Genomic DNA, 12,053 nt, shown 5'->3' on the forward strand with positions numbered 1-12,053 from the left:
ACCTAATGCGAAGTAAAAAATCATTACGAAAATCGAACAGAGATTGAAAGGAGGCAGTAAAAAATGGCAATCGATACGGTGATGTGGAGCAAACTGGTGACAGGTATGACGCTCGGGTTCCACGTTATTTTTGCAACGCTTGGTGTCGGTGTACCGTTAATGATCGCTATTGCAGAGTTCATGGGGATTCGCAAGAAGGACCCCCATTACATACTGATGGCGAAGAGGTGGTCACGAGGGTTTGTCATTTCTGTGGCGGTTGGTGTGGTGACGGGTACAGCGATTTCACTGCAACTGGCCCTGGTGTGGCCGAATTTTATGAAACTGGCAGGGAATGTAATTGCACTCCCACTATTCATGGAAGTGTTTGCGTTCTTTTTTGAAGCCATCTTCCTGGGCATTTATTTGTATACGTGGGATCGATTCAAAAATCCGTATATTCACTGGCTGCTGACGATTCCAATCGTCACCGGGGCAGGCATGTCGGCTGTGTTTATTACAACAGTGAACGGATTCATGAACCAGCCTGGAGGCTTCGTCATGGAGGCAGGCCAATTCACAGCGGTTAACCCGGTACAGGCGATGATGAATACGGCAACGTTCTCCAAGGTGTTTCATGTATTAAGCTCGGCCTATTTAACAGGAGCTGCCCTGTTAGCAGGAATTGCAGCCTTTGCACTGCTGAGAAAAGGGGCTTCTGCCTACCATAAAAAAGCTTTAAACCTCATGATGGCAGTGGTTTTGCTGTTCGGCTTGCTGAACACGTTAGCAGGAGATGTGTCCGCCAAGTTCTTGGCAGAGCATCAGCCGGAGAAGCTTGCAGCGGCAGAATGGCATTTTGAGACGGAAAGCGGCGCGGATTTAATTTTATTAGGCTGGCTGAATGCAGAGCATGAAATTATAGGAGCTCTTCACCTGCCGAAACTGCTTAGCTTCCTGGCCTTTAGTGACTTTAATGCAGAGGTAACCGGACTGGAGGAGTTTCCGAAGGACGAATGGCCGCCGCTGCTCGTTCACTACCTGTTTGATTTAATGGCCGGAATCGGATTCGCTCTGCTCTCCATCTCGGTTCTGTATTTCCTGTTTGTGTTCTGGAAAAAGCGCAATGAATTGAACAAGTGGCTGCTTGGAATCATTGCCCTGGGCGCACCAATGGCTTTTCTCGGGGTTGAGCTGGGCTGGTTCTATGCTGAACTTGGACGACAGCCGTGGATTATCCGGGGATATATGCGTGTAGAGGAAGCCGCCACTTCATCACCCAACATAAGAATGATCTTTTTCTTCTTCCTGCTTCTCTACATCGTTCTGGGAGTCATGTGTGTTCTCGTGTTAAGACGGTTGTTCAACAATAATCCGGCAGAAGTCGAGATGGAGAAATGGATGAGGGAAAAGGAGAAGGAGAAGAGCAATCAGTCTACAGAAAAGGGTGAGCGTACATGATGAGTTACGAGCTGATTGGCATCTCGGTACTCTGGCTGTTCCTGTATGGCTATTTAATTGTAGCCTCCATTGATTTCGGAGCGGGCTTCTTTGCCTTCTATGCACGCTTGACGAAACAGGATCACCTGATTAATCGTCTGATCTCCCGTTATTTATCACCGGTATGGGAGATTACGAATGTATTTTTTGTCTTTTTCTACATTGGGATTGTTGGATTCTTTCCGGACACGGCCTATTACTACGGATCAGCACTGCTCGTACCGGGAAGCATTGCGGTCATTTTGCTCGCCATTCGCGGGTCATTTTATGCTTTTGAGAACTATGGTTCCAAAAATAACATTGTGTATCTGTTTCTATATGGAGCTTCGGGTTTGCTTATTCCAGCCTCATTATCAGTGGCGCTAACGCTGTCGGAAGGCGGCTTTATCGTGAAGGAGGGTTCGACGGTTTCTCTGGATTACTGGACGCTGTTCACCAATCCGTTATCGTGGAGCATCGTGGGATTGGCGATTGTGTCTGTCTTGTTCATTAGCAGTTCATTTCTGGCCTTTTATGCATCCCGGGCAGAGGATCATTCTGCGTTGAAACTGGTGCGGACCTATGCCCTGTTCTGGAGTACACCGACGATTATCATCGCACTGACTGCATTTATTTATTTGGGACAGCACAATGAGCGACATTTTCAAAATATGATGGATTTATGGTGGCTGCTTGCACTTTCCGTTGCGTTCTTCATGATTGCGATGTGGCTGATCTATAACGGACGACGCTACGGATTAGCTTTTGTATGCATCATGCTTCAATTTTTCAGTGCCTTTTTCGCATACGGAATTGGACAATATCCGTATATCCTTGATCCGTACATTACGATTCAAAACAGCGTCACCTCACCAGCGATGGGCTTCGCACTGGTTGTTGTGTTTATCGGTGGCATGTGTATGTTGATTCCTTCTCTGATTCTGGTCTTCAGACTGTTTCTGTTTGATGCGGATTATGTAAAGGGAAAAAAATAAATTGAATACATTTATGCGATGTAAGGGAGCAATCTCATAAGCATTCATAGAAAGGAGGGGAGTTTGCATGAAGAGGAAAACAAGTCTGATCTCTCAACAAATGTCTGGCCAGCGAAAACGTCTCGTGCTCCTGGCGCTCATTTCACTCGCGCTGGGTGCAGCCATTGTGAGTCAGGCCGCACTGCTTGCTGAAGCAGTCCAACGGATTTTCGTGGAGAAGGCCTCCCTCTCGTCGGTCGTCATGCTGCTCGGGCTGCTTCTGGCTGTCATGGTCGTGCGCACAGGGCTGTCTTATGGTAACGGGAAAGTTGGTTTGCATATGGCTGCCAGTGCCAAGACGAATATGCGGACAGCTGTACTGCAAAATTTGACCCATGCGTCGATGCGTTCAACTCTCCGCGGACAGACCGGGGGAAAGGTCAGTGTTGCTCTTGATGCTGTGGATGAGGCTGAAAGTTATTTTAGTCTGTATATGCCGCGCATGATGGAGGCAGCCATCATTCCGATTCTGATTTTGGTGGTAACGTTTATGCAGCATGCCAATTCAGGCTTCATTATGCTGTTTACGGCCCCGTTTATCCCCTTGTTTATGATTTTAGTGGGACTAAAAACGAAAAACAAATCGGAGGAGAAATATGCCCAACTGGCCGAGTTCTCCGGTACGTTCCTGGATTCTCTTCAAGGGCTGGTAACGTTGAAAATATTTGGACGGGCTCATCGCCAGCAGCAGGAAATTGAACGAAGCAGCCTCGGTTACCGTGATGCCACGATGGGCATTTTGCGCATTGCGTTTACGAATACGTTCATGCTTGAATCGATCGTAATGCTAAGCATCGGAGTTGTGGCTCTCGAGCTGGCCATCCAGCTGCTTGTTTTCAAATCGATGGCGTTCCACACCGCATTTCTCGTTTTGCTGCTGGTTCCCGAGTTCTACAGTCTGTTGAAAAATACGGGAACTGCCTTTCACAGCGGGCGTACAAGTATGGGAGCAGTTCGTAAGGTAGAGCAGATGCTTGAGGAAACGGTTGTGGAGAGCAAGTCGGTAGATGGAAAAGAGGGACAAGGTACATCCGTTGGGATTGACGAGATCAATAGCATGGATGATCGGATTGCACGGAAGGCCAAGGAAGGCACATTGCAAATTCCTCGTTCTAATGATCGTTCCATGCCGCCATTCATTACATTGGACCATCTCCATTTTCGTTATGCGCCGGATTCATTCAAGCTTGAGACTGAACGGGTGCAGCTTCGTCCGGGAGAACACATTGCCATTGTAGGCAAAAGCGGCTCAGGGAAAACGACGTTGCTCCATCTGATTGCAGGTTTGCTGAAACCGACTTCGGGAGAAGTTCTGGTGAATGATCGCCCATTACTGCAATACGGTGAGACCGCTTGGTTCGAACGTATAAGCTACATTACACAGCATCCGTATATCTTTGCAGGCACACTTGCTGAAAATATTGCGATTGATGCGGGGCGGAACGTGTCCAGAGCTGAAATGGAGCAGGCAGCAGACGAAGCTGGACTTACTGCATTAGCCGCTCAGTTGGAGGACGGATTTGATACCTTGGTTGGTGAAGGAGGCCGTGGCCTGTCTGGTGGGGAAAAGCAACGACTTGCCTTGGCACGCGCATTTTTGAAGCGGCCTGCCGTTATTTTATTTGATGAACCCACAGTGGGACTGGATCTGCATACGGAGCGTGTTCTCCAGCGCTCCATTGCCACATTGGCAAAAACAGCAACGATGATTACGGTCGCTCACCGATTGTATACGATACAACATGCCGACAATATTTGGTTTATGGACCAAGGTGTATTAGTTGATTCAGGGCGGCATGAGGAACTTCTGGAGCGCCTGCCCCAGTATGCCGAGATGATTAATATTCAACGAAAAGGAGGCTTAGCATGAACGAGCTGGCGATTTTGTCCAAAGCAATGATTCAGGAGCGGAAGGATATTATTCTTTCGATTCTAGGTGGGTTTATTGCCGGCATAGCTGGCGTGGCTCTCTTCTCGGCGAGCGGCTATCTGATTTCGCAAACGGTATTTGCTCCACCGCTGTATACCTTAATTGTACTCACCTCACTGGTTAAGCTGCTTGGTCTGCTTCGGGCAGCGAGTCGTTATGGAGAACGCTTGTATTCTCACCGGGCGACGTTCTCCATGCTTAGCCGTTTGCGTACCTCCTTTTTTGCCAAGCTTATTCCGTTAACGCCAGGTATATTGAACAAAAATCGAAGCGGAGATTTGCTTGCGCGGATCGTCGGCGATGTGGAAAGCTTGCAACATTATTTTTTGCGCGTTGCTTATCCGCCAATCATTGTTGTCATGGTCTTTTTGGCGACCATGTTGTTTACTTCTGCTTTTTCCTTCTGGATTGCGGGTCTGTTTGCACTAGGAATGCTCATAACCGCATTGGTTGTGCCGGGAATCGTCCTAATTGGGCAGCAGAAAATACATGGCCGTGTTCGTCAGCAACGCGCATTACTTTCCACAGAAGTTACCGAAGTGTTGTATGGTTTCCGGGATTTGAAAATATACGGCCAACTGGCACAGCGGGAGCAGCAGCTTCAGCAGGCTTCCGCTGCATTAACAGAGGAGCAGCAACGGGCAGCCGCTCACTTGCTGCGCGGGCAATCCATGCACGCTCTGGTTACATTCCTCATCTCCTGGGGAGTGCTGGTGCTTGGAGCCTATCTCATTATCGACGGAGCACTTGCTGGCGTATTTCTTGCGATGCTGGTCATGGCCTCGCTAACGGTATTCGAAGAAGCAGCGGCAATGGCGACATTACCCTTGTATAAACAGGATAGCGAACATGCAGCCAAACGACTGTCGGAAACGGTACAGACCGAAACCATCCAGACCACTGATGTACATGTTCCTGCTAAGAGGAATTTTGATTCCAGTGAGGTTCTCTCTGGTGACAAAGGCGTTTCCCTTGAGCTTTCCGGTGTTACCTTTCAATACGATGGGGAGTGGAAACCTGCTTTGAAGGATGTTTCGCTGCATATATTACCAGACTCCAAAACAGCGATTGTCGGACCGAGCGGGTCAGGTAAGTCAACAATAATTGAATTGCTGCTTAAGCTACGTGCACCAACGACAGGCGAACTCCGATTAAATGGTGTTTCGGTGGAGGAACTGGATGAGCAGAGCATTTGGCAAACAGCCAATGTGGTGTTACAGCAAAGTCATTTCTTTCGGGGAACGATCCGGGATAACCTCATGCTGAATGAAGAAGAACATTCGGATGAACAATTGCTGGATATTCTGGTTAAAGTGCAGCTGCCCAATACCTCATTGACCGATGTCGTATATGAAAAAGGAGAGAATCTATCAGACGGCGAAAAGCAGCGGTTGGCTCTGGCACGGGCGATGCTTCGCAAGGGACGGTTATGGCTACTGGACGAACCTACATCCTCACTGGACTATGTTACAGAAGATCGTGTGTTGAAACATCTCTACGCGCAAGCTGCCGAAGATACCGTTCTCCTGATCTGTCATCGTCTAACCGGCCTGGAAGAGATGGATCGCATTATCGTTATGGACCAAGGAAGGGTAGTGGAAGCAGGTTCCTATGCAGAGTTAATGGAGCAAAAAGGCTATTTTTATGAGATGAAAAGCATCGAGGGACAACTGATTGGAGAAATTAGAGCGTAAAAACAAGAAATAACTTTAAACGGATGATTAAGAAAGGTGTTTAATCTGGTCTAAGAACGGCTTCTGGTGAAATAACGAGGCCGTTCTTGGGCCTTTTTTGCCATTTAACGAACTAAGCGTACCCTCTTGGACCCCATTTTACAGGTTCAGCATTGTAACGAATCGTAGGCGCTTTATTTCCTCGCTGTATGCCTTCATTAGCTGGAATCTGCGGGAATCTACCCGAATAACGTCGTTCAACTTATCGAGATCTGCAACAAATCTGTCCAGAAAGTCTGGCAGCTCCCCTGAGTTACCCAATTAAAGAAATTCAACGAGCCGATTACGGTTCTAGCAAAATGATGGCAGAAGTATCGAAGGAGTCTTCCAGAAACGAAGCTTGTTTGTTGTTCATCATTTTAGTGTTGATGCGTTCATGCTGGGCATAAGCGTTGTATCCGTCCGCAGGGCGGTTTTTTTTCGGTGTATCATTCTCAAAGGAAAAGAATAGCTCGGCAGGACTTCGCTTTTGTTTGACAAATCTGCCCGGAGAGATTCCGGCGACCTTGGTGAAACTGCGAATGAAGTTGGCATAGTCGCTGAATCCCGACTGAAAGCAGGCATCTGTAATGCTCATCCCGTCCGACAGGTAATATCTGGCGAGCTCAATACGCCGATTCAGGATGTAAGAACGAAGCGTCAGTCCGGTATGCTTTTTGAACTGCCGGCTAATATAGGTACTGTTCAGATAAAACGTCTCGGCAAGCTTCGGAAGTGTAATCTCCTGCGTAATATTCGCTTCAACATAATCCATCGTTTGACGAACAATCTCTGGCATGATGTCCGTAGGAATGAAGGTTGTATCGTGAAACGACTGATTAATCAGTACAAGCAGCTGCGCAATCGTTGCGTTGATTTTGATGTCCATTCCATACGCGTCCGAAGCAAGAGCATACTCCAGCTCTTCAGCCAGCTGAAGGAACTGCTTCATTTGGCAATCATGCAAATGTACGATATTTCCTTTTCCCTTTGGACGGTAATCAAAACATGCGGACAGATTTGTTGCTGTAGTGGAGAGCCGTTGCAAGTATGATTTCTTGAGATTAATGGTAATTCGTTCATATTCGGATTCGTCCATGATAAAAGAACGGTGCATTTCTTCCGGAGAAATGACAAGCAAATCGCCCGGTTCCAAATGGTAACAGCGATTCTCAATATAAAAGTTAACGTTACCACGAAGGAAAAGGTAGATCTCATAGGCATCGTGGCGATGATAAGAGGTTTCCAGCTTATATGTGGTCACGCGGTGCAGATATAAGAGTTCCGGCTGGATGGGATCATACAAATAAAGTCCGTTCACAAAACACCTCGTCCTTTCACGCAATAAACAGAGCAGAATATGCAATGAAAATGCACTCGGTTTACCTTAAAATGTAATCATCCTATCATGATGCTCCCATTCTTGCAAACGGTTTCTTATATAACTTGTACCTGAGACAAGGATAATGCAGCTCTATTCATGGGTCATACATAACTTTTAATGGAGGAATCTTTCAATGAAAAATAATTCGGTTTCAAATGCCAGTGAACAAACGGAAAAAAGCGAACAGTCTACCTATGTGTCAAGTATTAAGGCAGCTATCGGTAAAATGCCTCAAAACGGAAATCCACTGGTTGCCCATAAGTTTGGAGCCGATCCCTATGCCTTAGTGTTTAATAATCGGGTCTATTTGTATATGACAAGTGATACACTGGAGCACGATGCGGACGGACTTCCTCAGAATAACAGCTTCAAATCCATCAATCGGCTTACCATCATCTCCTCAGATGATTTGCTCAACTGGATCGACCACGGCGAAATTCAGGTTGCCGGACCGCAAGGTGCAGCTACATGGGCTACGCAATCCTGGGCGCCCGCTGCTGCCCATCAAATCATGGATGGTGAGGACCGATTTTTCCTGTATTTCTCCAATAATGGAAGCGGTATTGGGGTGCTGTCTGCTCCAAGTCCGGTAGGACCCTGGACAGATCCTATTGGTAAAGCACTCATTACCAGCGAGACTCCGGGGGTTGAAGGTGTGCCGTGGGTATTCGATCCGGCCGTGCTTGTCGATGATGATCACAGAGCTTATATCTATTTCGGGGGTGGAGTTCCGGAAGGAAAAGCAGAGAGGCCCGACACGGCAAGAGTCATGCCATTGGGAGAAGATATGACCAGTGTAGTAGGCCGGGCCAAGGTTATCCCTGCGCCGTACATGTTTGAGGATGCGGGGATACACAAATATAACAACATTTACTACTTCACGTACTGCTCCAATTTTCACGAAGGCATCCGCCCAGAGGGCAGTCCGCCGGCTGGTGAAATTGCTTATATGACAAGCGACCAGCCAATGGGACCTTGGACGTATAGAGGAAGTATTCTCAAAAATCCGGGGCACTTTTTTGGCGTCGGCGGCAATAACCATCATGCCATTTTTCAATTTGCGGAGCACTGGTACATGGCTTATCACGCCCAGACTTTATCCCAAGCTCTGGATGTCCCTGACGGCTATCGTTCCACACATCTGAACCGAATTCACTTCGGTGAGTCTGACGGACACATCTATGAGATGGATGCAGATTATCAAGGGGTTGATCAGGTAAAGCTGTTTAACCCATTTCAGCGCGTAAATGCTGCGACCATGGGATGGAGTGCGGGAGTGAAGACGGTGAGAGTCAACTCATATGGTACTGAATCTTCCCGTGATGAATCGGAGGTTATCGTCACGGATATGGAAAATGGCAGCTGGATCGCTCTGTCAAAGGTTGATTTTGGTCATGAAGGAGCAGCCAGCTTTAGCGCAACGATCTCCAATAGCGGTACCGAGGGTTTTGTAGCCCTTCACCTGGATCATCCTGACGGACCATTAATCGGACAGCTTCTCATCCAAGCATCAGACATGAACCATACGTGGCAGGAATACTCAGCCCCAGTTACAGGCGCACAGGGCGTTCATGATTTATATATTGTGGTTGGTGGAAGAACGAATGAGAAGCCTCTCATTCACATGAGCCAATGGAGATTTGATCAAAAATAAGATTGAACTTGACCATGGTTCCGCCGGCAATGAGCTTCCGGCGGAATTTTTATGTCGATTGAAGGAGGATATTCTGCAAGCCCTTTAGGACGGAGACATGATGGATCTGCGATAACTGCGCGGTGTACAGCCGACCACTTGTCTGAATTGCCTGGAGAAATGCTCCACATTCCGATAACCGCAAAGTTCACTGATGTCTGAAATTCTGGACTGGCCATGGATCAGTCTTTCTTTGGCGAGACGAATTCTGGATTGAATGACATCTTCCATACAGGAGATGCCAAATGTGGTCTTATATAATGATTGCAGATAGCCTGGACTAAGATGAACATAGTCAGCCATGATAGAAACGCTCCATTCCAGGCCCGGATTGTGGTTAATGGCTTTCCGCAAATGAAGAAGATCCTGATAATGAGGCTTATTTTCGATGGACTGAGAGGCTTCCAGAAGCTTGTTAAACATAATCCGAAACAAATAATCAATGGAGAGCTCACGGTAGTCACACTGAAGAAAATTTTCGGTAGCCAGCAATTGAAACAACTGATGACAATAACCGGGATCCGGAAGAAGAATGGGAGTGCCCAACGGGATAGCTGTTTCCAGTACATACGATTCATCGGAAAGAAAACGAACCCAGTCATTCACGTATTGATCCGAGCATGCACGATACATGATTTTCTGATAAGGCGGGTATAAGACGGCACAATTGGCCGGATATGCTTTTATCTCACCGTTTACCCAGAATTCTGCTGGAGTCTGTGTAAGAATGAGAAGCCAGAAATCATGACCTTCGGGTATGTCATAAATGAAATCAGCAGGATGAGCGGCATCGTAACCGACATAAAAAATAGTATTCATAAGATTCTCCAATCTTGGAATAGATCAATTTTGCGTTAGCATATATCATTCTTTGAACGGCACTTCTATTCTATAATTTTAAGGGAAAACCATTAAGAAATCATTCATTAATCAGTAGAACCTTACGGCTATATCGACGGATAAGTCTTTGAAATGATCAATAAAGGGGACATATTATGATAATATCAGAAGTGGAAAAGGAAAAGGAGTATCACTATATCCTCTCCTATACCCGTTCTCCTCAAGAAAAAAAGATCTACGCACCCAGGCTTGCCTACAGCATGCACCTTGCCTACAGTGAAGATGGATCAAATTACCGTGCGCTCAACCATAACTCAGGTGTATTGTTTGCAAAGGCAACGGAAAATGAGAATGGCACCTTGAATGCCAAAAGTTTGCATAATCCATATATATTCATTCTTCAAGATGGTACATATGGCGTTGTTGCAGTGCGAACAGAAGCCGAAGGACAACACGATACAGAGAGCAAGGGAGCTGTGTTGTTTTTTCATTCATCTGATCTGCTGCATTATAGAGAAATCGGTCTAATTGACCTGAAAGGCGGTGTACATGTCCATGACGTGATGTGTGAATATAATGAGTTAACCCATTCCAATGTGATCCGATGGAGAGATGAGCATGGCTGCTTTTTTCAAAATACGATGCAGAATCTCTTTCGCCTAACAAGTGCTTCCACCCCGACAAGGACAGAGGCATTTGTACTGACATCGGCATCCCCGGATATTGAAGGAATCATTCCGCGCAATGTGCTTCGGGTTCCACGTCAAGTTGCACAGCGCGCAGTCCACCGACTAACACCGCCTGCTAATATAGCGATCCAAGTCCCGGACCGTATCATAGCCACATCCACTGAAGATTTGAAAGCGCTTAAGGCAATCGCAAAATACAGCGATGGTACGACTTCCCTCAAGAAAGTGGATTGGAATGGGGACATGGTAACGTGGGAGGAGGAAGGCACTTATCTTGTGACAGGTACGGTTGTACAGGAGCATTATGCATTTCCCATCGCTGCCAACCGTGCAGATCCCTGCATTACAAAATGGAAATCCAAGTACTATTTTGTAGCAACAAATGATGAAGATCATAACCAAACGCTGTATATTCGGGAATCGGATACGATAGCGGGTCTCGTTGAAGCCCGGGAAACCTTGATTCTGGACACCAGCACATATGACGATATTAAAGGTTTGTTGTGGGCGCCTGAGCTGCATATCATTGCAGATGAGTTATACCTTTTTCATGCAGCTACCTCGGGTGATTTTCTGAATGAAGAATGCCATGTGATGAAACTGAGAACTGGTGGTAACCCAACTCATGCAGCGGATTGGTCCAGACCCCAGCGCGTGCTTCGAAATGATGGAACCTATCTGTGTGAAGCCGGAAAAGTAATTTCCCTCGACATGACGGTTTTTAAATGGAACGATGAATATTATGCGTCGTGGTCTGAGCGCCAGTTTGTACCTGTAGATCGTGGAGCATGGCTTTACATTGCCAAACTTGATTCCAAAGAGCCATGGAGGTTGAGCAGTGAACCCGTCTTGTTGTCCAAACCGGATTACGGCTGGGCAAACAATCACACGTATGTCGATGAAGGGCCGTTCGCCCTCATCCGAAACGGCAAGCTGTTTTTAACATTTGCGAGTGCAGCTGTAGACGCCACCTATTGTGTAGGGCTTCTAACCCTGAATACAAATGGCGATTTGCTGAACCCGGAGCAATGGACAAAATGGAATTATCCTCTGTTAACTTCCAGGAGTGTTACAGGAGAATTTGGACCGGGACACAATTCCTATGTATTGGATGATGAAGGGATTACATGGAATGTTTACCATGCCAGACCCGGCTTGGATGCACCTCGTGCTTGCGGAATTCGCCGTGTCCATTTTGACATCGATGGATATCCGGTTCTGGATTTAACCGAGGATCGCGATCTAAAACGAGAATTTGTTAATGTATCTGTTGAGGTAGTGGTGAAACATGACTAGAAAGGGGAGAACAGAAA

The 12,053-nt window shown here is 46.8% G+C and carries 8 protein-coding genes; 6 read left to right on the plus strand and 2 right to left on the minus strand.

Annotated elements, in window-relative coordinates:
- Window positions 1-63: 63 nt before the first annotated feature.
- From JNUCC31_RS30875 to cydC, 4 genes are all read left to right on the plus strand, one after another.
- Window positions 64-1,440, plus strand: a complete 1,377-nt coding sequence (locus JNUCC31_RS30875) for a cytochrome ubiquinol oxidase subunit I (RefSeq protein ID WP_192267101.1) — start codon at window positions 64-66, stop codon at window positions 1,438-1,440.
- Window positions 1,437-2,453 (plus strand): cytochrome d ubiquinol oxidase subunit II, encoded by a 1,017-nt coding sequence (locus JNUCC31_RS30880; RefSeq protein ID WP_192267102.1) that lies wholly within the window; start codon window positions 1,437-1,439, stop codon window positions 2,451-2,453. Before JNUCC31_RS30875 ends, JNUCC31_RS30880 begins: the two co-directional genes overlap by 4 nt.
- Window positions 2,454-2,520: 67 nt before the next feature.
- The gene (cydD, locus tag JNUCC31_RS30885) at window positions 2,521-4,362 is read left to right on the plus strand and encodes a thiol reductant ABC exporter subunit CydD (RefSeq protein WP_192267103.1); all 1,842 of its coding nucleotides are present in this window, start codon (window positions 2,521-2,523) and stop codon (window positions 4,360-4,362) included.
- Window positions 4,359-6,116 carry a thiol reductant ABC exporter subunit CydC gene (gene cydC / locus JNUCC31_RS30890; protein WP_192267104.1) on the plus strand — a complete coding sequence of 586 codons (1,758 nt, stop codon included), beginning with the start codon at window positions 4,359-4,361 and terminating at the stop codon, window positions 6,114-6,116. Before cydD ends, cydC begins: the two co-directional genes overlap by 4 nt.
- 322 nt (window positions 6,117-6,438) lie before the next feature.
- Here the strand turns inward: cydC and JNUCC31_RS30895 are convergent, their stop codons facing one another.
- A complete protein-coding gene (locus tag JNUCC31_RS30895; protein ID WP_192267105.1) occupies window positions 6,439-7,455 on the minus strand; it encodes an AraC family transcriptional regulator in 1,017 nt (338 codons plus the stop codon).
- Window positions 7,456-7,651: 196 nt separating this feature from the next.
- Between JNUCC31_RS30895 and JNUCC31_RS30900 the strand changes: the two genes are divergently transcribed.
- A complete protein-coding gene (locus tag JNUCC31_RS30900; RefSeq protein WP_192267106.1) occupies window positions 7,652-9,172 on the plus strand; it encodes a glycoside hydrolase family 43 protein in 1,521 nt (506 codons plus the stop codon).
- Between the two features lie 84 nt (window positions 9,173-9,256).
- On the opposite strand, the gene JNUCC31_RS30905 is transcribed toward JNUCC31_RS30900, so the two are convergent.
- Window positions 9,257-10,030 (minus strand): helix-turn-helix transcriptional regulator, encoded by a 774-nt coding sequence (locus tag JNUCC31_RS30905; RefSeq protein ID WP_192267107.1) that lies wholly within the window; start codon window positions 10,028-10,030, stop codon window positions 9,257-9,259.
- Between the two features lie 176 nt (window positions 10,031-10,206).
- Between JNUCC31_RS30905 and JNUCC31_RS30910 the strand changes: the two genes are divergently transcribed.
- The gene (locus JNUCC31_RS30910; protein ID WP_192267108.1) at window positions 10,207-12,036 is read left to right on the plus strand and encodes a family 43 glycosylhydrolase; all 1,830 of its coding nucleotides are present in this window, start codon (window positions 10,207-10,209) and stop codon (window positions 12,034-12,036) included.
- Window positions 12,037-12,053 lie beyond the last annotated feature (17 nt).

The sequence above is a fragment of the Paenibacillus sp. JNUCC-31 genome (assembly GCF_014844075.1).
In the GTDB taxonomy this organism is placed as follows: Bacteria; Bacillota; Bacilli; order Paenibacillales; family Paenibacillaceae; genus Paenibacillus.